The organism is Rhodobacter capsulatus, from assembly GCF_052363175.1.
Taxonomy (GTDB): domain Bacteria; phylum Pseudomonadota; class Alphaproteobacteria; order Rhodobacterales; family Rhodobacteraceae; genus Rhodobacter; species Rhodobacter capsulatus_D.
Window position 1 is genome coordinate 2,301,832 of the sequence record NZ_CP198946.1, and the last position, 22,550, is coordinate 2,324,381.

21 protein-coding genes and 1 pseudogene are annotated in these 22,550 nt (G+C 65.5%); 14 read left to right on the top strand and 8 right to left on the bottom strand.

Annotation, left to right across the window (positions count from 1 at the left end; genetic code table 11):
* The first annotated feature begins 150 nt into the window (after positions 1-150).
* The 6 genes from alr to purF all read left to right on the top strand — a co-directional run bounded on the left by alr (position 151) and on the right by purF (position 6,348).
* Positions 151-1,200 (top strand): alanine racemase, encoded by a 1,050-nt coding sequence (alr, locus tag ACTTAI_RS12195; RefSeq protein ID WP_444451825.1) that lies wholly within the window; start codon positions 151-153, stop codon positions 1,198-1,200.
* Complete coding sequence (locus ACTTAI_RS12200; RefSeq protein ID WP_444455753.1) at positions 1,200-1,976, top strand: MlaE family ABC transporter permease; 777 nt, start codon at positions 1,200-1,202, stop codon at positions 1,974-1,976. Before alr ends, ACTTAI_RS12200 begins: the two co-directional genes overlap by 1 nt.
* Complete coding sequence (locus ACTTAI_RS12205; protein ID WP_444451826.1) at positions 1,973-2,716, top strand: ABC transporter ATP-binding protein; 744 nt, start codon at positions 1,973-1,975, stop codon at positions 2,714-2,716. The genes ACTTAI_RS12200 and ACTTAI_RS12205 overlap by 4 nt, the downstream gene beginning before the upstream one ends.
* Positions 2,717-2,766: 50 nt before the next feature.
* Complete coding sequence (gene radA, locus ACTTAI_RS12210; RefSeq protein ID WP_444451827.1) at positions 2,767-4,134, top strand: DNA repair protein RadA; 1,368 nt, start codon at positions 2,767-2,769, stop codon at positions 4,132-4,134.
* Positions 4,135-4,155: 21 nt separating this feature from the next.
* A complete protein-coding gene (locus ACTTAI_RS12215; protein WP_444451828.1) occupies positions 4,156-4,767 on the top strand; it encodes a CvpA family protein in 612 nt (203 codons plus the stop codon).
* Positions 4,768-4,881: 114 nt separating this feature from the next.
* Positions 4,882-6,348: an amidophosphoribosyltransferase gene (purF, locus tag ACTTAI_RS12220; protein WP_444451829.1), complete on the top strand. Its 1,467-nt coding sequence runs from the start codon at positions 4,882-4,884 to the stop codon at positions 6,346-6,348.
* 131 nt (positions 6,349-6,479) lie between these two features.
* Here the strand turns inward: purF and ACTTAI_RS12225 are convergent, their stop codons facing one another.
* The 3 genes from ACTTAI_RS12225 to ACTTAI_RS12235 form a co-directional block, all read right to left on the bottom strand.
* On the bottom strand, positions 6,480-6,983 hold the full coding sequence (locus tag ACTTAI_RS12225; protein ID WP_444451830.1) for an RES family NAD+ phosphorylase: 504 nt from the start codon (positions 6,981-6,983) through the stop codon (positions 6,480-6,482).
* 8 nt (positions 6,984-6,991) lie between these two features.
* Positions 6,992-7,486 carry a pantetheine-phosphate adenylyltransferase gene (coaD, locus tag ACTTAI_RS12230; protein ID WP_444451831.1) on the bottom strand — a complete coding sequence of 165 codons (495 nt, stop codon included), beginning with the start codon at positions 7,484-7,486 and terminating at the stop codon, positions 6,992-6,994.
* A gap of 91 nt (positions 7,487-7,577) precedes the next feature.
* Positions 7,578-8,507, bottom strand: a complete 930-nt coding sequence (locus tag ACTTAI_RS12235; RefSeq protein WP_444451832.1) for a LysR family transcriptional regulator — start codon at positions 8,505-8,507, stop codon at positions 7,578-7,580.
* 102 nt (positions 8,508-8,609) lie between these two features.
* On the opposite strand from ACTTAI_RS12235, the pseudogene ACTTAI_RS12240 reads away from it, so the two are divergent.
* From ACTTAI_RS12240 to ACTTAI_RS12270, 7 genes and pseudogenes are all read left to right on the top strand, one after another.
* A pseudogene (locus ACTTAI_RS12240) lies at positions 8,610-10,110 on the top strand (CoA-acylating methylmalonate-semialdehyde dehydrogenase).
* 215 nt (positions 10,111-10,325) lie between these two features.
* Complete coding sequence (locus tag ACTTAI_RS12245) at positions 10,326-11,474, top strand: acyl-CoA dehydrogenase family protein (RefSeq protein WP_444451833.1); 1,149 nt, start codon at positions 10,326-10,328, stop codon at positions 11,472-11,474.
* On the top strand, positions 11,471-12,511 hold the full coding sequence (locus tag ACTTAI_RS12250) for an enoyl-CoA hydratase/isomerase family protein (RefSeq protein WP_444451834.1): 1,041 nt from the start codon (positions 11,471-11,473) through the stop codon (positions 12,509-12,511). The genes ACTTAI_RS12245 and ACTTAI_RS12250 overlap by 4 nt, the downstream gene beginning before the upstream one ends.
* 30 nt (positions 12,512-12,541) lie before the next feature.
* Positions 12,542-13,414 (top strand): 3-hydroxyisobutyrate dehydrogenase, encoded by an 873-nt coding sequence (mmsB, locus tag ACTTAI_RS12255; protein ID WP_444451835.1) that lies wholly within the window; start codon positions 12,542-12,544, stop codon positions 13,412-13,414.
* Positions 13,415-13,463: 49 nt separating this feature from the next.
* Positions 13,464-14,120 carry a Crp/Fnr family transcriptional regulator gene (locus ACTTAI_RS12260; protein ID WP_444451836.1) on the top strand — a complete coding sequence of 219 codons (657 nt, stop codon included), beginning with the start codon at positions 13,464-13,466 and terminating at the stop codon, positions 14,118-14,120.
* Positions 14,121-14,199: 79 nt separating this feature from the next.
* Positions 14,200-14,400 (top strand): YgaP family membrane protein, encoded by a 201-nt coding sequence (locus ACTTAI_RS12265; RefSeq protein WP_444451837.1) that lies wholly within the window; start codon positions 14,200-14,202, stop codon positions 14,398-14,400.
* 71 nt (positions 14,401-14,471) lie between these two features.
* On the top strand, positions 14,472-14,819 hold the full coding sequence (locus ACTTAI_RS12270; protein WP_444451838.1) for a hypothetical protein: 348 nt from the start codon (positions 14,472-14,474) through the stop codon (positions 14,817-14,819).
* A 2-nt stretch (positions 14,820-14,821) separates the two neighbouring features.
* On the opposite strand, the gene ACTTAI_RS12275 is transcribed toward ACTTAI_RS12270, so the two are convergent.
* Entirely contained in the window at positions 14,822-15,439 is a 618-nt protein-coding gene (locus tag ACTTAI_RS12275) for a class I SAM-dependent methyltransferase (protein WP_444451839.1), read from the bottom strand.
* Positions 15,436-18,309, bottom strand: a complete 2,874-nt coding sequence (uvrA, locus tag ACTTAI_RS12280; RefSeq protein ID WP_444451840.1) for an excinuclease ABC subunit UvrA — start codon at positions 18,307-18,309, stop codon at positions 15,436-15,438. The genes ACTTAI_RS12275 and uvrA overlap by 4 nt, the downstream gene beginning before the upstream one ends.
* Before the next feature lie 231 nt (positions 18,310-18,540).
* Here uvrA and ACTTAI_RS12285 point away from each other — a divergent pair, with 231 nt between their 5' ends.
* A complete protein-coding gene (locus tag ACTTAI_RS12285; protein WP_444451841.1) occupies positions 18,541-18,918 on the top strand; it encodes a rhodanese-like domain-containing protein in 378 nt (125 codons plus the stop codon).
* A 146-nt stretch (positions 18,919-19,064) separates the two neighbouring features.
* On the opposite strand, the gene lpdA is transcribed toward ACTTAI_RS12285, so the two are convergent.
* The 3 genes from lpdA to ACTTAI_RS12300 form a co-directional block, all read right to left on the bottom strand.
* The gene (gene lpdA, locus ACTTAI_RS12290) at positions 19,065-20,459 is read right to left on the bottom strand and encodes a dihydrolipoyl dehydrogenase (protein WP_444455754.1); all 1,395 of its coding nucleotides are present in this window, start codon (positions 20,457-20,459) and stop codon (positions 19,065-19,067) included.
* A 122-nt stretch (positions 20,460-20,581) separates the two neighbouring features.
* Complete coding sequence (locus ACTTAI_RS12295) at positions 20,582-21,145, bottom strand: DUF924 family protein (RefSeq protein ID WP_444451842.1); 564 nt, start codon at positions 21,143-21,145, stop codon at positions 20,582-20,584.
* A gap of 138 nt (positions 21,146-21,283) precedes the next feature.
* The gene (locus tag ACTTAI_RS12300; protein WP_444451843.1) at positions 21,284-22,543 is read right to left on the bottom strand and encodes an MFS transporter; all 1,260 of its coding nucleotides are present in this window, start codon (positions 22,541-22,543) and stop codon (positions 21,284-21,286) included.
* Positions 22,544-22,550 lie beyond the last annotated feature (7 nt).

The following is a 22,550-nucleotide window of genomic DNA, read 5'->3' on the forward strand; positions in this document are numbered from 1 at the left end:
AGAAGCCTTTGGTTTTATCTTGCGACAAATATCCCGGGGGGAGTCCGCTTGCGGACGGGGGGCAGAGCCCCCCTGCCACATCTGCCGCGGGCGCGCCCGCTCACGGATGTTTGCGCTTGACCTTCTGCCCCTCAGGCTCAAGAAAACCGCATGACCACAGCATCGCTCCGCATCGATCTTGACGCCGTGCTTGCCAACTGGCGGGCGCTTGACGCAATGACTTCCGCCGCCACCGAGACCGGGGCAGTGGTCAAGGCCGACAGCTACGGCCTTGGCGCCGCCAAGGTGGCGCAGGTTCTGGCACGGGCGGGGGTGCGCAAGTTCTTTGTCGCCGCCACCGAGGAAGGCGCAGCCGTCCGCCAGGCCCTGGGCGAAGGCCCCGAGATTTTCGTCTTTTCCGGCCATATGGCGGGCGACACCGAGATGATCGGCGATCTGGGCCTGACGCCGATGCTGAATTCGGCCGAACAGGTGAAGCGCCATTTCGACGCCCTGCCCGGCGCGGCCTTCGGCGTGCAGCTGGACACGGGCATGAACCGACTCGGGCTCGAGCCCGCCGATTGGGCCGCTGTTTCGGCCGAACTGCTGGCCGCCGGGCCGAAGCTCGTGATGAGCCACCTTGCCTGTTCGGACGAGCCGGATCACCCGATGAACGCGCTGCAGTTGAAAACCTTCCGCGACATGACCGACGGGATGGGGCTGAAACGCGCGCTCTCGGCCACGGGCGGCATCCTGCTGGGCCCCGATTATCATTTCGACGTCACCCGGCCGGGCATCGGCCTTTATGGCGGTCAGCCTTTCGACAAGGCCCGCCCGGTCGTGCGGCTGTCGCTGCCCGTGGTGCAGATCCGCACCGTCGAGCCGGGCGAGACCGTGGGGTATTCCAACAGCTGGACCGCGACACGGGCGAGCCGCATCGCCACCGTCGCCGCGGGCTATGCCGACGGGCTGTCGCGCAGGCTCTCGGGCAAGGCGACGCTCTGGGCCGAGGACACCCCCTGCCCGCTCGTCGGCCGCGTCTCGATGGACCTGATCACCGTCGATGTCACCGATCTGGCCGAGACCCCGCGCAGCCTCGATATCCTTGGGCCGCATCAGGGCGTCGATGCGCTCGCCGATGTGGTGGGCACGATCGGCTATGAAATCCTGACCTCGCTCGGCCATCGCTACCAGCGCGTCTATGCCGGGGGACTGGTGTGATCCTTTCTGCTCTGGCCGCGCTTGGCCGCACCGTTCTTTCGGCGCTTGCGGGCGCGGGCCGCGTGGCACTTTTCACCGGTTCGGTGCTGAGCCATCTGGCGCGCCCGCCGTTCTACACGCGCGAATTCCTGCAGGCGATGCTGCAGATCGGCTGGCTGTCGCTGCCGGTGGTCGGCATGACCGCGCTCTTCACCGGCGCCGCGCTGGCGCTGCAGATCTACGCGGGCGGCGCGCGGTTTTCGGCCGAAAGCGTCGTGCCCTCGATCGTTGCGATCGGGATGGTGCGCGAGCTTGGCCCGGTGCTGGGCGGCCTGATGGTGGCCGCGCGCGTGGCCAGTTCGATCGCCGCAGAGATCGGCACGATGAAAGTGACCGAGCAGATCGACGCACTCGTGACGCTGTCAACCAACCCGTTGAAATATCTTGCCGTTCCGCGCGTTCTGGCGGCGACGCTCTCGGTGCCGCTGCTCGTCGCCGTGGGCGATGTGATCGGCGTGATGGGCGGCTGGCTCATTGGGACCGAACGGCTGGGCTTCAACTCGGCCACCTACATCCGCAACACCTGGGAATATCTCGAGGCCTGGGATGTCGGCTCGGGCCTCGTCAAGGGCGCGGCCTTCGGCTTCCTCGTTGCGCTGATGGGCTGCTATTACGGCATGAATTCGGGCCGCGGCGCGCAGGGCGTGGGCCGAGCCACCAAATCCGCGGTCGTCGCGGCTTCGGTGATGATCCTCGCCTCCAACTACCTGCTGACCGAGGTGTTCTTCTCCAAATGATCGAGATCGAAAACCTCCACAAATCCTTCGGGCCGAAAACCGTGCTGCGCGGCGTCTCGCTGCGGGTCGAGCGTGGCGAAAGCCTTGTCGTCATCGGCGGCTCGGGCACCGGGAAATCGGTTCTGCTGAAATGCATCCTTGGCCTTGTGGCGCCCGACTCCGGGTCGATCCGGGTCAACGGCGCCCCCGTGATCGAAGCGCGCGAAGACTTCCTGTCGCGCTTTGGCATGCTGTTTCAGGGCGCGGCGCTGTTTGACAGCCTGACGGTCTGGCAAAACGTCGCCTTCCGGCTCTTGCGCGGGCAACAAAAACGCCCGAAGGCCGAGGCCCGCGCGGTCGCGGTCGAGAAACTCGCCCGCGTCGGTCTTGGCCCCGAGGTGGCAGATTTGTTCCCGGCCGAACTCTCGGGCGGGATGCAAAAGCGCGTGGGCCTTGCCCGCGCCATCGCCACCGATCCGACGGTGATCTTCTTCGACGAGCCGACGACCGGTCTTGATCCGATCATGTCCGGCGTCATCAACGATCTGATCAACTCGGTCGTGCGCGAGATGGGCGCGACCGCGATCACCATCACGCATGACATGTCCTCGGTCCGGGCGATCGCCGACCGGGTGGCGATGCTGCATGACGGGCTGATCCGCTGGCATGGCTCGATTGCGGAACTGGATGAAACGTCAGACCCTTACGTGACGCAATTCATTCACGGCCGCGCCGAAGGCCCGATCGCCGCGATCCGCTGACGCCTGAAGGCGGCGCTTGCCGCCCGCGCGGGCCTCTGCCACAAGGGCGCATGGCAAAGGCATCCGCACAATTCACCTGCACCGACTGTGGTGCCGTCCATCGCAAATGGTCGGGGCGCTGCGACGCCTGCGGCGCGTGGAACTCGATCATCGAGGAAGCGCCCCTGTCGGCGGGTCCCGCGGGCAAAAGTCTGGGCGGGGCGAAGGGGCGGCGCATCGATCTGACGACGCTCGCCCATGAAGAGGCGCCGCCGCCGCGCACGCTGTGCGGCATGGCGGAATTCGACCGGGTGCTGGGGGGCGGCCTTGTGCCCGCCTCGGCGATCCTTGTCGGCGGCGATCCGGGCATCGGGAAATCGACGCTGCTGTTGCAGGCCGTTGCCGCCTTTGCCCGCAAGGGGCTGAAATGCCTTTATATCTCGGGCGAAGAAGCCTCGGCGCAGGTGCGGATGCGGGCGATGCGGCTGGGGCTTGCCGATGCGCCCGTGAGCCTTGGCGCCGAAACCAACCTGCGTGACATCCTGACGACGCTCGAAGCCGAGCGGCCCGATCTGGTGGTGATCGACTCGATCCAGACGATGTGGGCCGACATGGTCGAAGCCGCGCCGGGCTCGGTCTCTCAGGTCCGCGCCGCCGCGCATGAGCTGGTGACTTTCGCGAAATCCCGCGGCGTCTCGGTGATCCTTGTCGGCCATGTCACCAAGGAAGGCCAGATCGCCGGGCCGCGCGTGGTCGAGCACATGGTCGACACCGTGCTCTATTTCGAGGGCGAGCGCGGGCACCAGTTCCGCATCCTGCGCGCGGTGAAGAACCGCTTCGGCCCGGCCAGCGAAATCGGCGTCTTCGAGATGACCGGCGGCGGTCTGGCCGAAGTCGCCAACCCCTCGGCCCTGTTTCTGTCCGAACGCGGCCAGCCCGCGCCCGGCTCGGCGGTCTTTGCGGGCATCGAGGGCACGCGCCCGGTGCTGACAGAAATTCAGGCGCTGGTGGCGCCGTCCTCCCTCGCTTCCCCCCGCCGCACCGTGGTCGGGCTCGATTCGGGGCGGGTTTCCACGATCCTCGCCGTTCTGGAAAGCCGCTGCGGCATTCCCTTTGCCGGGCTTGACGTCTTCCTGAACGTCGCGGGCGGGCTGAAGGTGCTGGAACCCGCCGCCGATCTGGCCTTGGCGGCCGCGCTGCTTTCGGCGCGCGAGGATGTGGCGCTTCCGGCCGATCTGGTGATTTTCGGAGAAATCTCGCTTTCTGCGGCGCTGCGCCCGGTGGGACAGGCGGAAAACAGGTTGAAAGAGGCAGAGAAACTTGGTTTCTCACAGGCGATCCTGCCGGTGGGCACCAAGCTTGAAGGCGGGGCGGGGATGGCGCTGCGCAAGCTGCCCGACCTCGTGACATTCGTTGGGGACATGTTCGGCGCAGGCTAGCGTCGCAGGGGGTTCAGGACCATGGAAGGGTTCACCATTGTTGACGCCATTGTGGCAGTCACCATCATCCTGTCGGCGATCCTCGCCTACAGCCGCGGCTTCGTCCGCGAAGGCCTTGCCATCATGGGCTGGATCGGTGCCGCGGTGCTGGCCTATACCTTTGCCGATGCCGCCAAGCCCTTGATCGCGCAGCTTCCGGTCCTGAACAAGTTTCTGGCCGACAGCTGCGAACTCGCGACGATCGGCGGCTTTGCCGCGGTTTTCGCGCTGTCGCTGGTGCTGTTTTCGATCCTGACGCCGCTCTTTGCAACGCTGGTGCAGCGCTCGGTTCTGGGCGGGCTGGATCAGGGGCTGGGCTTTCTGTTCGGGGTCGCGCGCGGCGTGATCCTGGTGGCGGTGGCTTTCGTCGTCTATGACAAGCTCGTCGCGGCGCAAGCGATGCCGATCGTCGACAACTCGCGCTCGGCAAAGGTGTTTTCGAAGCTGAGCGGGCAGATGGACGACACCATGCCCGACGACGCGCCGGGCTGGATCGTCGGCCGCTACGAGGCGCTGGTGGCAAAATGCGGCCCCGTGGCGGGCACCGAGGCCCCCGCGCCCGCCGCCGAAACCCCGGCTCCTGCCTCGAACTGAGGCGCTCACGCGAAATCGTGACAGCTTTGTAAGGAATTCCGAGCGGGAGGGCTTAACAGCCCTCCCGTTTCGCGTTAAAGCCGCGCCAAGCCGCCGATCCCCTGGAGCCTTCCCATGACCGCTGCCGAAAAGACCTTCCTGTCGCATCCGTTCGACGACGACAAGCTGAAGGAGGAATGCGGCGTCTTTGGCGTGATCGGCGTCACCGATGCCGCAAACTTCGTGGCGCTTGGCCTGCATGCGCTGCAGCACCGCGGTCAGGAAGCGGGCGGCATCGTCGCCCATGATCCGGCCAAGGGCTTCAACTCGGCGCATCGCTTCGGCTATGTGCGTGACAACTTCACCAAGGCCTCGCTGATGGAAACGCTGCCGGGGCCGCTGGCCATCGGGCATGTGCGCTATTCGACGGCGGGCTCGAAAGCTGCGGTGATCCGCGACATCCAGCCCTTCTTCGGCGAGTTTTCGATGGGCGGCTGTGCGATCGCCCATAACGGCAACCTGACGAATGCCGATGCTTTGCGCCGCGAGCTGATCGACCGCGGTGCGATCTTTCAATCCGGCTCGGACAGCGAATGCATCATCCATCTGATGGCGCGCTCGATCCAGACCAACCATGCCGAGCGCATCGCCGATGCGCTGCGCCGGGTCGAGGGGGCGTTTTCGGTCATCGCGATGACGCGCACGAAACTGATCGGCGTGCGCGATCCGCTGGGCGTGCGCCCGCTGGTGCTGGGGCGGCTGGGCGAAAACGGCTATGTGCTCTCGTCCGAGACCTGCGCGCTTGATATCATCGGGGCGGAGCTGGTGCGCGAGATCGAGCCCGGAGAGATGGTGATCATCCACGAAGGCCAGATCGAGAGCACCCGGCCCTTCCATGCGGCGCAACCGCGGTTCTGCATCTTCGAACATGTCTATTTCTCGCGGCCCGACAGCATCATCGGCGGCCGCTCGGTCTATGAGACGCGCCGCCAGATCGGGGTGGAACTCGCGCGCGAGGCGCCCGTCGAGGCCGATCTGGTCTGCCCAGTGCCCGACAGCGGCACCCCGGCCGCGATCGGCTACAGCCAGGAATCGGGAATTCCCTTTGCGCTTGGCATCACCCGCAACCAATACATGGGCCGCACCTTCATCGAGCCGACCGAGCACATCCGCAACATGGGCGTGCGGCTGAAGCTGAACGTCAACCGCTGCCTGATCAAGGGCAAGCGCGTGGTGCTGGTGGACGACTCGGTCGTGCGCGGCACGACGAGCCGCAAGATCAAGGAAATGATCCTCGAAGCCGGCGCGGCCGAGGTGCATTTCCGCATTGCCAGCCCGCCCACCGCCTGGCCCTGCTTTTACGGCGTCGACACGCCCGACCGGAACAAGCTTCTGGCGGCGCGGATGTCGGTCGAGGAGATGCGCGACTGGATCGGGGTGAACAGCCTTGAATTCATCTCGCTCGACGGTCTTTACCGCGCCGCGGGGGCCGAGGGCGGGCGCGACAACGCCTGCCCGCAATATTGCGACGCCTGTTTCTCGGGCGATTATCCGGTAAAACCCTCCGATCAGATCGGCAAGGGTTTCAAGATGAAGGGCTGAGCCCTTTTCGCCTCGGGCAAGCCGGGGGCTCTGCCCCGCCGAGGCGATGCCTCGGCCCCCCGAGATATTTAAGGCAAGATAAAAGCATAGCCCGAAGGAGCCTCGCCGAGGCCCACCGTGACGCGCTTGCCTCAGCCGAAATCGGCAGGCCAGTGCCGCCCCGTCAGGCGTGCTACGCGTGTTTTGTCTCTCCAGTCGAACAGCACCAGATGCCAACGATCCGGCGCACTGCGGGCGGTGTAGATCATCCCTGCCGCACCGCCCGCGCGCGCCGCATCAGCCACCTGCCAGCTTGAGGCCGCAAGGCCCTGCGCGCGTTCGGGCAGCCAAGGCACCGCCGCAAGCGCGGGATCGACGCCCCAGGCGGCGCATTGCGCGCTGTCGCGCAGATCGAGCACCCGCGCGGGACCGATCGTCAGCGCGCAGATCACCCGTGGCGGATCATCCGGCCCGATGTAAACGCGCACCGCATGCTGCGCCCAGTCCGGCCGGGACGAGACATAGAGCGTCGGCTGGAAATCATGGTGAAAGCGACCCTCGCGGCTCGGGGCGGGGGAAAGCGCGGCCCCGGCATGGGCCGCGGGAACGATGCGGTAAAAGCGGCCGGAGATCTGCGAAAACGCCCCCGCCGACACGGGACCGCCTAGCGGTGCAGCCGCGCGGAGAGCCGCTCGGCCACCATCGGCGTGACGAATTTCGACACGTCGCCGCCGAGCCGCGCGATTTCTTTCACCAGCTTCGAGGCAATCGCCTGCCGCCGCGCATCGGCCATCAGGAACACCGTCTCGACACTGGCATCGAGCGCACGGTTCATCCCCACCATCTGGAATTCATATTCGAAATCCGCGACCGCCCGCAGCCCGCGCACGATCACGCCCGCGCCGACATCGCGGGCGCAGTCGATCAGCAGGTTTTCGAACGGATGCACGACAATCTCGCCGCCGCGCCGCGCGGTGATCGGCGCGCATTCCGCCTTGATCATCTCCACACGCTCTTCGAGCGAAAACAGCGGGCCCTTGTCGCGGTTGATCGCCACCCCGATCACCAGCCGATCCACCAGCGCCAAAGCGCGCTCGATGATGTCGATATGCCCAAGGGTCACCGGGTCGAAGGTTCCGGGGTAAAGGCCGATCCGCATCCAGTCCTCCTCCGACTGCGTTCACCGAAAGGTGAGCGCACGCAACAGCATCGGCGCGGGATTTGCAAGCACCCCCTGCCGCGCCGCAGCGTCACAGCGCCCGCGTGGGCGAGCCGACGCCCTCGCCCGTGACGGCCAGCGCCTCGAGCCGCGCCACCTCGCGCCGCATCCCGCGCCCCAAGGCCTCGGCCAGCCGGTCGAGCCGTTCGGACCGCCGATCATCGGCATGGCGAATGAGCCAGAAGGCGCGGGAAAGCGCGATATCCTCGGGCAGAACCCGCACGACGCCGGGTGTGAAGGGCAGCGCGAAATCATGCACGATTCCAAGCCCCGCCCCCGCGCGCAGCATCTGCATCTGCACCGAGACCGAATTCGAGGCGAGTTCCACCTTGTCCGCCCCGGTCTGCGCCAGATAGTCCAACTCCTTGTCGAAGATCATGTCGGGAATATAGCCGACGATGCGATGCCCCTTCAGCTGCGCCCGCTCGGTGATTGGCGGATGGCGGCGCAGATAGGCCTCATGCGCGGCCAGATGCAATTGATAATCCACGAGTTTTTGCACCGTCAGCCGCCCGGCCGAGGGCGGCGAAACCGCAATCGCCATATCCGCCTCGCGTTTCGAGAGGTTGAAGACCCGCGGCAGCGCGACGATCTGGATTTCAAGCCCCGGATGCGCGTCGCAGATCGCGGCGCAGACCTGCGGCAGCAGGTAATTCGCGCAGCCATCCGGCGCGCCGATGCGCAGCTGTCCGGTGATCTGCCCGGCCCCGCCCGAAAGCTCCTCGGCCGCGCCCGCGAAGGCAGCCTCGGCTGCCTCGGCATGGGGCATCAGCCGCGCGCCCTCGGCGGTCAGCGCATAGCCCTGCGGGGATTTCGCAAAAAGCTTCGCGCCGACAGCTTCTTCGAGCCGCGCAACGCGCCGCCCGACGGTGGCGGCATCGCATTTGAGCACACGCCCCGCGCCCGACAGGCTTTCCGCCCGCGCCACCGCCAGAAACACCCGCAGATCATCCCAGTCCATCGTTGCAACCTTTGCAAAACTGCAAAACGCTTTTGCCTGACTTCCTCTTTTGGCGGCATTTTCGCAAGGGTAAAGTGCCGCAAACCTGTCAGGGAGGACGACATGAAAGAGATCGGACACTGGATCAACGGCAAGATGGTTGCGGGCACTTCGGGCCGTTTCACCGATGTGATGAACCCGGCCACCGGCGAAGTGCGCGCGAAAGTGGCGCTGGCGACCAAGGCGGAACTCGACGCGGCTGTGGCCGAGGCCGAAAAGGCGCAACTGGGCTGGGCCGCGACGAACCCGCAGCGCCGTGCCCGGGTGATGATGAAATTCGCCGATCTGATCAACGCGCATATGGATGAGTTGGCGGAACTCGTCTCGGTCGAGCATGGCAAGGTGCTGGCCGATGGCCGCGGCGACGTGCAACGCGGCCTTGAAGTGATCGAGGTCTGCATGGGCGCCCCGGCGCTGCTGAAGGGCGAATACACCGATGGCGCCGGCCCGGGCATCGACATCTATTCGATGCGCCAGCCGCTCGGCGTCGTCGCCGGCATCACCCCCCTTCAACTTCCCGGCGATGATTCCGCTGTGGAAAATGGGCCCGGCGCTCTCGGCCGGGAACGCGATGGTGCTGAAACCGTCCGAACGTTGCCCCTCGACCGCGCTGCGTCTGGCGGAACTCGCCAAGCAAGCGGGCCTGCCCGATGGCGTGCTGCAAGTGGTGAACGGCGACAAGGAAGCGGTCGACGCGATCCTTGACAACGAGACCATTCAGGCTGTGGGCTTCGTCGGCTCGACGCCGATCGCGCAATATATCTATGGCCGCGCCTGTGCGAACGGCAAACGCGCGCAGTGCTTTGGCGGCGCCAAGAACCACATGATCATCATGCCCGATGCCGACATGGACAAGGCGGCCGATGCGCTCGTTGGCGCTGGTTACGGCGCGGCGGGCGAGCGCTGCATGGCGATCTCGGTCGCGGTGCCGGTCGGCCAGGGCACGGCCGAGGCGCTGGTCTCGCGGCTGATCCCGAAGATCGAAAAGCTGAAGGTCGGCCCCTACACCGGCGGCGCCGATGTCGATTTCGGGCCGGTCATCACCAAACAGGCGAAAGACCGGATCGAAGGGCTGATCGGCTCGGGCGTCGAGCAAGGTGCGAAACTTGTCGTCGACGGCCGCGGGCTGAAGATCCAGGGCTACGAGAACGGCTATTACGTCGGCCCGACCCTCTTTGACGAGGTGACGACCGAGATGGAGATCTACAAGCAGGAGATCTTCGGGCCGGTGCTGAGCGTCGTGCGCAAGGATAGCTACGAAGACGCGCTGAAGCTCGTCATCGACAACGAATACGGCAACGGCACGGCGATCTTCACCGCGGACGGCGACACCGCGCGCGACTTCGCCAGCCGCGTCAATGTCGGCATGGTCGGCATCAACTTCCCGATCCCGGTGCCGCTGTCCTACTACACCTTCGGCGGCTGGAAAAAATCGGCCTTTGGCGATCTGAACCAATACGGGCCGGATGCCTTCCGCTTCTACACCAAGACGAAGACGGTCACGGCGCGCTGGTTCTCGGGGATCAAGGACGGCGTGGCGCTGAACTTCAAGGCGCTCGACTGATCGCATGACAGCGGGCCGCGCTTCGGCGCGGCCTGCCCTTCGGGCCAGAGGCGTATTTGCGCCAGGAAAAGCCCATCGCTTTATCTTGCCCGAAATATCTCGGGGTGAATTGGCCGCAGGCCAAGAGGGGCAGCGCCCCTTCCCCCACCTTGCAAAACTCGTGCAAGGATTCGAAATTAAACAGACGTTCAATTCAGGCACTTTGGGAGGGGCGCATGGATTTCGCGCTGAGCGAGGAGCAACAGGCCATCTTCGACATGGCCTTCGCCTTCGGGCAGGAAGAGATCGCGCCGCACGCGCGCGACTGGGAGGCGGCGGGCACGATTCCGCGCGATCTGTGGCCCAAGGTGGCCGCGCTGGGGCTTGGTGGCATCTATGTCTCGGAGGATTACGGCGGCTCTGGGCTGAGCCGACTTGATGCGACGCTTGTCTTCGAGGCGCTGGCCATGGCCTGCCCGGCGGTGGGGTCGTTCCTGTCGATCCACAACATGTGCGGCGGCATGATCGACAAATTCGGCTCGCCCGAGACCAAGGCGAAATGGCTGCCGAAGCTCTGCACGATGGAGACGATCTTTTCCTACTGCCTGACCGAACCCGGCTCGGGCTCGGACGCGGCGGCCCTGCGCACCCGGGCCGAAGCCGTGCCCGGCGGCTACAAGCTCAATGGCACCAAGGCCTTCATCTCGGGCGGCGGCTATTCCGATGCCTATCTGACGATGGTCCGCACCGGGACCGAGGGGCCGAAGGGCATCTCGACCGTGGTCGTCGCGGCGGGCACGAAGGGGCTGTCTTTCGGCGGGCTTGAGGACAAGATGGGCTGGCGGGCGCAACCGACGTCGCAGGTGAACTTCGACGATTGCGTGATCCCGGCCGAGAACCTTGTCGGCGCCGAGGGGAAGGGGTTCAGCTATGCGATGGCGGGGCTTGATGGCGGGCGGCTGAACATCGCGGCCTCGGCGCTTGGCGGCGCGCAGGCGGCCTTGAACGCGACGCTGCGCTACATGGGCGAGCGCAAGGCGTTCGGCCAGTCGCTCGATCAGTTTCAGGCGCTGCAATTCCGCCTGGCGGAACAAGAGGTCAAGCTGCAATCGGCGCGGGTCTTCCTGCGGCAGGCGGCGTGGAAGCTCGACCACGCCACCCCGGACGCGACGAAATTCTGTGCGATGGCAAAGCTTTACGTCACCGATGCGGCCTTTGACGTCGCCAACCAATGCCTGCAGCTGCATGGCGGCTACGGCTATCTGGCCGATTACGGGATCGAGAAACTGGTGCGCGATCTGCGCGTCCATCAGATCCTCGAAGGCACCAATGAAATCATGCGGTTGATCGTCGGCCGCAGTCTGATTGCGGAGCGCGACCGATGACCGACTGGATCCTGGCCCGCAAGGAGGGCCGCGCGGGCCGCATCACCTTCAACCGCCCGCAAGCGCTCAATGCGCTTGATCACGGCATGGCCGGGGCGATCGAGAAGGCGCTGGATGACTGGCGCCATGACCCCGCGGTCGAGGTCGTGATCATCGACGCCGAGGGGCCGCGGGCCTTTTGCGCAGGCGGCGACATTGCCACGATCTATCACCTTGGCAAGGAAGGCGATTTCGAGATCGGGCCGCGGTTCTGGCGGGCCGAATATCGGCTGAACGCGCTGATCAAGGAATATGAAAAGCCGATCGTCGCCTTCATGCAGGGCTTCGTCATGGGCGGCGGCGTGGGTGTGGGCGGTCACGCCAGCCACCGCATCGTCGGCGACACCACGCAAATCGCCATGCCCGAGACCGGGATCGGCCTCATTCCCGACGTCGGCGGCACGCTGATCCTCGCCCTCGCCCCCGGGCGGGTCGGCGAATATCTCGGCCTGACCGGCGGGCGCATCAACGCCGCCGATGCGATCTATGCAGGCTTTGCCGATCTTTACATCCCCGAGGCGGATTGGCCCGAGCTGATCGCGCAGATCACCGCGACCGGCGATCCGTCCTGCCTGCCGAAACACCATACCCCCGCCCAGAAGGGCCGCCTTGCCGATTTCCGCCCCGAGATCGACGCGGCCTTTGGCGGGGGCAACCTGCGCGAAATCGTCGGAACTCTTGACCGGATGCCCGGCGATTTCGCGCAGGAGACTGCCACCACCTTGCGCCGGGTCTCGGCGCTCTCGGCCGAGGCGACGCTGCGACTGGTGCGGATGACGCGGGCAACGCCAACGATCCGCGAGGCGCTGTCGAACGAGTTCCGCTTCACCCTGCGCGCGGTCGAAAAGGCGGAGTTCCTTGAGGGCGTGCGGGCGCAGATCATCGACAAGGACCGCAAGCCGGTCTGGCGCTACAGCCTTGAGACCCTGCCCGATGCGCTGTTGGCCGAGTTGCTCGCGCCGCTGCCAAAGGGCTGGGAAATTCCTTTCGACGCCTGAACATCGCGTCACAAATCCTTGGGAGGACACATGAAAGTCGGTTTCATCGGACTTGGGAACATGGGCGCACCGATGGCGACCAATCTGGCGAAAGCGGGGCATCTGGTGATGGGCTTCGATCTGGCCGCGCCTTGCCCCGAAGGCGTCGCACAGGCGAAATCCATCGCCGAGGCCGCACGCGGCGCCGAGGTCGTCATCACCATGCTGCCCAATGGCGCGATCCTGCGTGCGGTGGCGGACGAGGCGCTGCGCGCGATGACACCGGGCGCGGTGCTTTGCGATTGCTCGACCGTCGATGTCGAAAGCGCGCGTCAGGTCGCGGCCGAGGCGGCCACCGCGGGCATGGGCGCGCTCGATGCGCCGGTCTCGGGCGGCGTCGGCGGGGCGACGGCGGGCACGCTCACCTTCATGGTCGGCGGCTCGGATGCGGCCTTTGCCACGGTGAAACCGCTTTTTGACGTGATGGGTCAAAAGGCCGTGCATTGCGGCGCCTCGGGCGCCGGACAGGCGGCAAAGATCTGCAACAACATGATCCTGGGCGTCACGATGATCGCCACCTGCGAGGCCTTTGCGCTGGCCGACAAGCTGGGCCTTGACCGGGCGAAGATGTTCGATGTGGTCTCGACCTCATCCGGTTACAGCTGGGTGATGAACGCCTATTGCCCCGCCCCCGGCGTCGGCCCGAAAAGCCCGGCGGACAATGGCTACAAGCCCGGTTTCGCCGCCGAACTGATGCTGAAAGACCTGCGGCTGAGCCAGCAGGCGGCGACGGGTGCCGATGCCGACACGCCGATGGGCGCGCTTGCCGCCGAGCTTTACGCCCGCTTCGTCGAGGAAGAAGACGGCAAGGGGATGGATTTTTCCGCCATGCTGCCGCGGTTCGAGAAACGCGGGCGCGGCTGAACGTCCGCCCCCTTGCAGGCGGGTGCGCGGCGGCGATAGACATGCGAATATGACTTGGATCGACGCCGCCCCCGCCCTCGCCTGCCTTGACGACATTGCCCGCGCCACGCTCGCGCCGCTGGTGCCCGTCGAGGTGCCAAAGGGCACCGTGCTCTTTCGTCCCGGCGATGCGGTGCAGGGTTTCGTTCTGATGCTCGACGGCCGGATCGAGGTGTTTCTGACCGGGGCGAACGGCCGCGAGCTGCTGCTTTATGCGGTCGAACCGGGGCAGACCTGCGTGCAGACGACGCTTGGTCTGCTCGGCGAGGCCACGTACAGCGGCGAGGCGATCACCACGCAGACAAGCCGCCTTGTGCTGGTGCCACGGCCCATCTTCCTGACATTGATGGAGAATTCTGTCGGGTTTCGCAGCCTTGTCTTTGCAGCAATGGCGGCGCGGATGGAAGATCTGATCCGGCTGATGGAGCGGGTCTCGTTCCAGTCGGTCGAAAGCCGTCTGGCGGGCTGGCTTGTGGCGCGGGCCGAGGCCGGGCGCGTCACCGCCACCCATGCCGAGATCGCGGTGCAGATCGGCTCGGCGCGCGAGGTGGTGTCGCGCCGCCTTGACGCCTTTGCCCGTCGCGGCTGGGTGCGCACCGAACGCGGCGCGGTCGAACTCTGCGATGCCGCAGCGCTCTCGCGGCTTGCCGCGACCGAGCCTGTGTGACGAGGTCACCGACAGCGCCCCCCGGGCTTTGTTACCCTTCCGCATCGGCCGGATCTGCCCGGCCCGGAAGGGAGCACATATGTTCAAGACCAATGTTGGCGGGCTCGACAAGATCGCCCGCATCGCCGCCGGTGTCCTTTTGCTGCTGGCCGGGTTCCTGACCCGTGGCGAAGGCGCCTACAACTGGATCTTCCTCATTGGCGTCGTGCCGCTGGCGACCGGGCTTCTGAATACCTGCCCGCTGTACACGCTGATCGGCCTCAACACCTGCAAGCGCTGACCCGAGCCGACCCGCTGCGGCCCCGGCTGCGGCGGGTTTTCTTTTGCGCGGCCTGCGCCTAAATTTGCCCCATGCGCGCGCCCCTGCTTCTGCTTTGTTTGACCCTGCCCCTGCCCGCTCTGGCCGAGGATCTGCCGCTGCCGCCTGGCGCGACGGAATGCAAGGTGATGCAATCGACCCACGACACGTTCTGCAAATTCGGCAACCGCTGGCGGCTGCAGAATACCCGCCCGGCTGGATTCCAAGTCGGCGATGACTTCCCGGTCGCGAGCCAGTCGATGCTGATCGAGCTTGATCGCTACGACCTGCCCCCCGTCGACGGGCGCTGGCGCTATTACCTGCGCGATTGGGTGATCTACAAGGTCTCGGCCGAGACCGGCAAGGTGATCGAGGTCGTCGGTCCGGCCCACACGGATTAGGCTCAGCCCGGCTTACGCGCGACGATGTAGCGGCTGTGGGCGCCCTTGCCGAAGGTCCGCTCCGTCTCGATGGTGAAGCCCGCGGCGGTGATCAGCGCCCGCAACTCCGACGCTTTCAACGCCCGTGCAGGCGGCATCCAGCCACGCAGCCGCAACAGCGGCAGGATCGCCTTCATCCAGAGCGGCAGATCGGCCAGACACCAGGTCTTCGACAAGAACAGCCCGCCGGGTTTCAGCTGCGCGAACAGCGCATCCAGCGTCGCCCCGGCATCGGGCACCAGATGCAGGATGTGAAAGGCGCAGATCGCATCGAAAGGCGCCTCGGCGTGGTGGGTCTCGGCCGCAGCCAGCCGGAACTGCACCGGGGCGCAACCGGGCTTGGCGCAGGCGATCCGGTGCATCTCGGGCGAGAGGTCGGTGGCGAGCCACAGCCCCACCTGCGGCCCGAGCCGCAGCGCGGTCGAGCCGGTGCCGCAGCCGATTTCCAGCACCTTGTCGCCGGGGCGCAGCCGCCCGGCCACCTCGGCCAGCATCTCCTGATAAGCGGCACCATCACGCACCGGCCGCGCCGCATAGCGCTCGGCCACCCGGTCCCAGAACCTGACCTGATCCGCCGTCATTCCGCGGCCTCCTTCATCCCCAGCATCGGCGCCAGATAGCGCCCGGTGTGGCTGGCCGGATTGGCGGCCACCTTCTCCGGCGTGCCCTCGGCCACGATCCGGCCGCCGCCATCGCCGCCCTCGGGGCCGATATCAATGATCCAGTCGGCGGTCTTGATGACATCGAGGTTATGCTCGATCACCACCACTGTATTGCCCTGATCGACCAGAGAATGCAGCACTTCCAGAAGCTTGCGCACATCCTCGAAATGCAGCCCCGTGGTCGGCTCATCCAGGATGTAAAGCGTGCGCCCGGTCGCCCGGCGGGAAAGCTCCTTCGACAGCTTCACCCGCTGCGCCTCGCCGCCAGACAGCGTCGTCGCCTGCTGACCGACCTTGATATAGCCCAGCCCCACCTCGACCAAAGCATCCATCTTTTCGCGGATCGAGGGCACGGCCTTGAAGAACTCCTGCGCATCTTCCACCGTCATTTCAAGCACATCGGCGATGCTCTTGTCCTTGAAGCGGATCTCCAGCGTCTCGCGGTTGTAGCGATGCCCCTTGCAGGTCTCGCAGGTCACATAGACGTCGGGCAGGAAGTGCATCTCGATCTTGATCACACCATCGCCCTGACAGGCCTCGCAGCGCCCGCCCTTGACGTTGAAGCTGAACCGCCCGGGCTTGTAGCCGCGCGCCTGCGCCTCGGGCAGGCCCGCGAACCAGTCGCGAATGGGGGTGAAGGCGCCGGTATAGGTCGCGGGGTTCGAGCGCGGCGTGCGCCCGATCGGCCGCTGATCGATATCGATCACCTTGTCGAGATGCTCGAAGCCCTTGATGCTGTCGCAAGGCGCAGGCGTTTCGCGCGCGCCATTGAGCCGCATCGCCGCGGTTTTATAGAGCGTCTCGATCGTCAGCGTCGACTTGCCACCGCCCGAAACCCCGGTCACGCAGACGAATTTGCCCAAGGGGAACTCGGCCGTCACATCTTTCAGGTTGTTGCCGCAGGCCTTTGAAATCTTGAGCTTCTTGCCATTGCCCTCGCGCCGGACGCCGGGCACTTCGATGCGCCGCGTGCCCGCCAGATATTGCCCGGTGAGGCTCGCCGGATCGGCAGCAATCTCGGCGGGCGTGCCATGCGCCACCACCTGCCCGCCATGCACCCCGGCGCCCGGACCGATGTCGAAGACGTAATCCGCATGGCGGATCGCATCCTCGTCATGCTCGACCACCAGCACCGTATTGCCTTGATCGCGCAGGTTCTTCAGCGTTTGCAGCAACCGGTCGTTATCGCGCTGATGCAGCCCGATGCTCGGCTCATCAAGCACATAAAGCACTCCCGTCAGCCCCGAGCCGATCTGGCTCGCCAGCCGGATCCGCTGGCTTTCACCGCCCGACAGCGTGCCCGCCGCGCGGCTCAGCGTCAGGTAATCCAGGCCCACATTGATCAGGAAACCCAGCCGTTCGCGGATTTCCTTCAGGATCGGGCGGGCGATCTCGTTCTTCTGCTTGCTCAGATGCTCGGGGACTTCCTCGATCTTCGCGTAAGCCTCCTTGATCGACATTTCCACGACCTGCCCGATGTGCAGCCCGCCGATCTTCACCGCCAGCGCCTCGGGCTTGAGCCGATAGCCGCCGCAGGCGCCGCAGGGGCGGTTGTTCTGATAGCGCTCCATTTCCTCGCGCGACCAGGCAGAGTCGGTCTCGCGGTAGCGCCGTTCCATGTTCGGAATGATGCCCTCGAAGCTGCGCGCGACCTCATAGACCCGCCCGCCCTCGTCGAAGCGGAACTTGATCTCGTCTTTGCCGGAGCCATAAAGGAAAAGCCGCTGCACCTCGGGGGCCAGATCCTTCCATTGCTTGCGCTTGTCGAAACCGTAGTGCTTCGACAGCGCGTCGATGGTCTGGGTGAAATAGGGGCTTTTCGACTTCGACCAGGGCGCCAAGGCCCCCGCGGCCAAGGTCAGCGAGGTATCGGGCACCACCAGCCGTTCGTCGAAGAACAGCTCCACCCCCAGCCCGTCGCAGACTGGACAGGCACCGAAGGGCGCGTTGAAGGAGAAGAGCCGCGGCTCGATTTCGGCAATGGTGAAGCCGCTGACCGGACAGGCGAATTTTTCCGAAAACGTGATGCGCCCGGCTTCCTTGCCCGCCTCGGTTTCCTCGGAACTCAGCGCATCTTCCCAAAGCGCGATGCCATCGGCCAGATCGAGCGCCGTGCGGAAACTGTCGGCCAGCCGGGTTTCAAGACCGGGTCGCACGACGATCCGGTCCACCACCACATCGATGTTGTGACGGAATTTCTTGTCAAGCGTCGGCGGGTCTTCAAGGTCGTAAAACGCCCCGTTCACCTTCACCCGCTGGAACCCCGCCTTGCGCCATTCGGCGAATTCCTTGCGATATTCGCCCTTCCGATCGCGGATCACCGGGGCCAGCAGATAGCCCCGCGCGCCCTCCTCCATCGCCATGACGCGATCGACCATGTCCTGCACCTGCATCGCCTCGATCGGCAGGCCGGTGGCGGGCGAATAGGGCGTGCCGGCGCGGGCGAACAGCAGACGCAGATAGTCGTAGATCTCGGTCACCGTGCCGACGGTCGAGCGCGGGTTCTTCGAGGTCGTCTTCTGCTCGATCGAAATCGCGGGGCTGAGCCCCGAGATGTGATCCACATCGGGCTTGCCCATCTGATCGAGGAACTGCCGCGCATAGGCCGACAGGCTTTCGACGTAGCGCCGCTGCCCCTCGGCATAGATCGTGTCAAAGGCGAGCGAGGACTTGCCCGAGCCCGAAAGCCCGGTGATCACCGTCAGCGCATCGCGGGGAATGTCGAGATCGACGCCCTTGAGGTTATGCTCGCGCGCCCCGCGCACTTCGATGAACTTTTGCTCGGCCATGCCCGCCCCCAGATGTCAGGCCCCATAGATAGGGGCTTGCGCCCGAGTCTCCAACGAGAAATTGCGAACGTAACGAGAACTTTTCTCCTGCTGCGCCCGGAAACAGGGCAATGGCAGTCATTGCATTCAAATCTTCGAATGTATAATATGAAAAGGCTTGAAAGCCGCGGCGGTTTGGCCGCATGAAAAGCGTCAAGGCGCCGGTCGGGGCGCATGGAGAAGGAGTTTTCGATGTTCAACTTCCTGCGTTCTGCCGTGTCGGGTGGCGCCCGCGTGCAACGGATCGCGCCTGCCGATGCGGTGGCGAAAGCTGCCAAGGGCGAGGTGGTGCTGATCGACGTGCGCGACGGGATGGAGCTGCGCGCCTCGGGCACCGCCAAGGGGGCGCTGCATGTGCCGCTGGCCACGGTGAAGATGAAATGCGACCCGTCGAGCCCGGAATGCCTGAAGGAGCTGTCGCTCGAAAAACCCGTGGTGCTGTTTTGCGCCGCGGGCGGACGCAGCGCGGGCGCGGCGCAGATGCTGGTCGAGATGGGCTATAAGGAGGTCTACAACCTCGGCGGCTTTGGCGACTGGGTGTCGGGCGGCGGCGCGGTCGTTAAGGTGTAAGAAAGCGGGGGCGCCGCCCCCGCACCCCCGGGATATTTGCGGCAAGATAAAACATGAAGGGCGCTCCGCGATGGGCGCCCTTTATCTTGCCCCAAATATCTCGGGGGGAGTCCGCTTGCGGACGGGGGGCAGAGCCCCCCTTTCCGTCACATGTGCAGCGCGCGTCCATAGGCGTCGAGCACCGATTCATGCATCATCTCGCTCAGCGTCGGATGCGGGAAGACGGTGTGCATCAGGTCTTCCTCGGTGGTCTCCAGCGTGCGGCCGATCACATAGCCCTGGATCATCTCGGTCACCTCGGCGCCGACCATATGCGCGCCGAGCAACTCCCCGGTTTTCGCGTCGAAGACGGTCTTCACCATCCCCTCGGGCTCGCCCAAAGCAATCGCCTTGCCGTTGCCGATGAAGGGGAAGCGACCGACCTTGACCTCGTAACCCGCGGCTTTCGCCTTTTCCTCGGTCATGCCGACCGAGGCCACCTGCGGCGTGCAATAGGTGCAGCCCGCGATCGTGCCCGGCTTGATCGGATGGGCATGCTTGCCCGCGATCAGTTCGGCCACCATCACGCCTTCATGGCTGGCCTTGTGGGCTAGCCACGGCGCCCCGGCGATGTCGCCGATGGCGTAAAGCCCCGGCACGCCGGTGCGGCAAAATTCATCCACGACCACATGGGTGCGGTCGATCTTCACGCCAAGCGCCTCGAGCCCCAGCCCTTCGACATTGCCGACGATGCCCACGGCCGAAATCACCGTGTCGAACTCGGCCGTCACCGTGCCCTTGGCATCTTGCAGATGCGCGACGACCTTGCCCGGGCTGCGGTCGAGCTTCACCACCGTCGTCTTTTCAAGGATCTTCATCCCCTGCTTGACGAATTGCTTCTTCGCGAAAGCCGAGATCTCGGCGTCTTCCACGGGCAGCACCCGGTCCATCACTTCGACCACCGTGGTATCGGCGCCCAAGGTGTTGAAGAAGGACGCAAATTCGATCCCGATCGCGCCCGAGCCGATCACCAGAAGCTTCTTCGGCATCCGTTTCGGCACCAGCGCATGCTTGTAGGTCCAGACCAGATCGCCATCGGCCTCGAGCCCCGGCAGGGTCCGCGCCCGGGCGCCGGTGGCGAGGATGATGTTCTTGGCCGTGATTTCCTCGACGCTCGCGCCGCTTTTCACCGCCACCACACCGGCGCGGGGCAGCGTGGCCTCGCCCATCAGCACAGTGACCTTGTTCTTTTTCAAAAGATGCCCGACTCCGCCCGACAACTGCTTCGCCACAGCCCGCGACCGCGCCACCACGGCATCAAGATCATAGCCCAGCCCCTCGGCCTTCAGCCCGAAGTCCTTGGCGCGGTGCATCAGGTGGAACACCTCGGCCGAGCGCAGAAGCGCCTTCGTCGGGATGCAGCCCCAGTTCAGACAGATGCCGCCCAGATGTTCGCGCTCGACCACGGCCACCGAAAGCCCCAGCTGCGCACCGCGGATCGCGGCGACATAGCCCCCCGGTCCCGCACCGATCACGATCATGTCGAAGCTCTTGGCGGCCATATGTCCCTCCATCTCAAGATGGTTTGGCATTAAACTATTTTCGCGGCCGCTTCAAGAAGCCGCACCCTGAAAAGGAAAACGCGCCCTGAAAAGGGCGCGTTTCAGGATCTTTGCCTGCGCGATCAGCGGGCGACGTGGGCCAGCATCCGCTCGTAGCCGCCCTGCCACAGGAAGACGGCTTCCTCGTCCGAGGAATAGCGGCCAACGAGCTCGTTGCGCCACGGGAAGCGGCCGAACCGCGCGATCACCGCGCGATGGGCTTTGGCGTGCAGCAGATGCTCGTCCGGCATCCGTTCCGCCGCCAGACGCACACCGCGTTCCTGATCGGCAAGGCTTTCGGAATGCATGAACGGCACATAGAAGAACTGCCGCAGCGGGTCGACGATTTCCATGTCGAAGCCGCGCTCGATCGCGGCATCGGCCACCTTGCGGGCCTGCGCATCGGTCGCGAAGGCCAGTTTCTCGCCGCGGAACATGTTGCGCGGCATCTGATCGAAGAGGATGCAGAGCGCGAGCGCGCCCACGGCCGATTGCGCCCAATCATCACAGGCGCCCGTTCGTGCCCGTTCCCACAGCCCCTGATAGCGGGTGCGGATCTCGGCATCGAGTTCGGGTGTTGCGTTGTACCAGCGGTCCGGCCCGACATCGTCGTGCCAGTACGCGATCACTTGGGTGATCTCATCCATTGTGTCCCCCCTTGGGTTAGGAGCAGCCCTGTTAGCGTGCCAACTGGCCCGCGAATTGCAAGTCTGCTCCGCTTCCGCGGAGAATTGGTCTGCAGATCTGCCCCATCTTGCCCAAATGTTCAGCAGCTTGCCCAAGGCTCAGGCAGAGTGAGAAGGCCGTGGCTTGGGCCCTTCGGCCCCCGAGTCGAGCACCGCCTCGACCGCCAAAGCGGTTGCGGCGGGGGACACCACCGCGAAGGAGGCCGGATAGGCCCCGGCCCGTCCGGGCGCGCGCAGGATGCGCCAGCCCGCGTAAAGCGCGATGCCCGCCATCAGGATCGCGACGTACAGGAAGAAGCCGCCCGAGCCCGTGCGCTCCATCAGCCAGCCGGTGACGGGCGGGCCGGTGATGGCGCCGACGCCGTTGACGAAGAGAAGCCCGCCTGAGGCCGCGGCCATGTCGGTATTGTCGAGGTAGTCGTTCGTATAGGCGATGAGCAGGCCATAAAGCGGGTTCGCCACGCCGCCGATCACGGCGCCAAGGCCGACCAGCGCCCAGAAGCCCGGATTGAGCAGCCCCGCCGCGAGCATCGCCGCCGCGCCGACGATCGCCACCTGCAGGATCAGCTTGCGCCGGTCCATCCGATCCGACATCCAGCCGATCGGATATTGCGCGACAAGCCCACCCAGATAGATCGCGCCGACGAAGATCGAGATCTCGCGCACCGACAGCCCGGCCGAGGTGCCCCAGACCGAGACCATCCCGAAAAGCGCCGAGAAGACGCCCCCCATCAGGAACATCGCCACGACGCCCAAGGGCGAGACGGCAAAGAGCTTGCGGAAATTCAGCCGCCGCACCTCGGAAAATTCGGGGGCGGGCGCGACCGAGAGCAGGATCGGCGTGAAAGCGACCGACACCAGCACCGAGGGGATGACGAAGAGAAGATACCCACCCGGATCGCCGACGTTCATCAGCGCCTGCCCCGAGATGATGCCGATCATCTGCACGATCATATAGGCCGAGAGCGCCTGCCCACGCATCCGGTTACTGACCGAGGCGTTCAACCAGCTTTCCGCGGTGATGTAGACGCCCGAGAAGGAAAACCCGATCACCACCCGCATCGCCGCCCAGCCGATCCAGTTCGGCCAGGCCGGATAGAGGATCAGCACCGCGGAAATCATCGAGCCAAGGGCCGCGAAGACCCGCACATGGCCCACGCGCGCGATCATCTGCGGGGTGAAATGCGAGCCCAGAAGGAAGCCCGCGAAATAGGCCGACATCACCATCGACATCTTGTAGGTGCCGATGCCTTCGAGCGCGCCGCGGATGCCGAGCAACGTGCCCTGCATGCCGTTGCCGACCATCAGCAGCATCACGCCCAGAAGCAAAGGCCAGGTGGAACGCAGAACGGACAGCATCGGAATA

Coding starts and splice junctions, on each gene's coding strand:
- ACTTAI_RS12260 (WP_444451836.1), top strand. CDS start 13,464: ATGACTTGGATCGACGCCGCCCCCGCCCTCGCCTGCCTTGACGACATT.
- alr (WP_444451825.1), top strand. CDS start 151: ATGACCACAGCATCGCTCCGCATCGATCTTGACGCCGTGCTTGCCAAC.
- ACTTAI_RS12235 (WP_444451832.1), bottom strand. CDS start 8,507: ATGGACTGGGATGATCTGCGGGTGTTTCTGGCGGTGGCGCGGGCGGAA.
- lpdA (WP_444455754.1), bottom strand. CDS start 20,459: ATGGCCGCCAAGAGCTTCGACATGATCGTGATCGGTGCGGGACCGGGG.
- mmsB (WP_444451835.1), top strand. CDS start 12,542: ATGAAAGTCGGTTTCATCGGACTTGGGAACATGGGCGCACCGATGGCG.
- purF (WP_444451829.1), top strand. CDS start 4,882: ATGACCGCTGCCGAAAAGACCTTCCTGTCGCATCCGTTCGACGACGAC.
- ACTTAI_RS12300 (WP_444451843.1), bottom strand. CDS start 22,543: ATGCTGTCCGTTCTGCGTTCCACCTGGCCTTTGCTTCTGGGCGTGATG.
- ACTTAI_RS12275 (WP_444451839.1), bottom strand. CDS start 15,439: ATGACGGCGGATCAGGTCAGGTTCTGGGACCGGGTGGCCGAGCGCTAT.
- ACTTAI_RS12215 (WP_444451828.1), top strand. CDS start 4,156: ATGGAAGGGTTCACCATTGTTGACGCCATTGTGGCAGTCACCATCATC.
- uvrA (WP_444451840.1), bottom strand. CDS start 18,309: ATGGCCGAGCAAAAGTTCATCGAAGTGCGCGGGGCGCGCGAGCATAAC.
- coaD (WP_444451831.1), bottom strand. CDS start 7,486: ATGCGGATCGGCCTTTACCCCGGAACCTTCGACCCGGTGACCCTTGGG.
- ACTTAI_RS12295 (WP_444451842.1), bottom strand. CDS start 21,145: ATGGATGAGATCACCCAAGTGATCGCGTACTGGCACGACGATGTCGGG.
- ACTTAI_RS12205 (WP_444451826.1), top strand. CDS start 1,973: ATGATCGAGATCGAAAACCTCCACAAATCCTTCGGGCCGAAAACCGTG.
- ACTTAI_RS12270 (WP_444451838.1), top strand. CDS start 14,472: ATGCGCGCGCCCCTGCTTCTGCTTTGTTTGACCCTGCCCCTGCCCGCT.
- ACTTAI_RS12250 (WP_444451834.1), top strand. CDS start 11,471: ATGACCGACTGGATCCTGGCCCGCAAGGAGGGCCGCGCGGGCCGCATC.
- ACTTAI_RS12245 (WP_444451833.1), top strand. CDS start 10,326: ATGGATTTCGCGCTGAGCGAGGAGCAACAGGCCATCTTCGACATGGCC.
- radA (WP_444451827.1), top strand. CDS start 2,767: ATGGCAAAGGCATCCGCACAATTCACCTGCACCGACTGTGGTGCCGTC.
- ACTTAI_RS12265 (WP_444451837.1), top strand. CDS start 14,200: ATGTTCAAGACCAATGTTGGCGGGCTCGACAAGATCGCCCGCATCGCC.
- ACTTAI_RS12285 (WP_444451841.1), top strand. CDS start 18,541: ATGTTCAACTTCCTGCGTTCTGCCGTGTCGGGTGGCGCCCGCGTGCAA.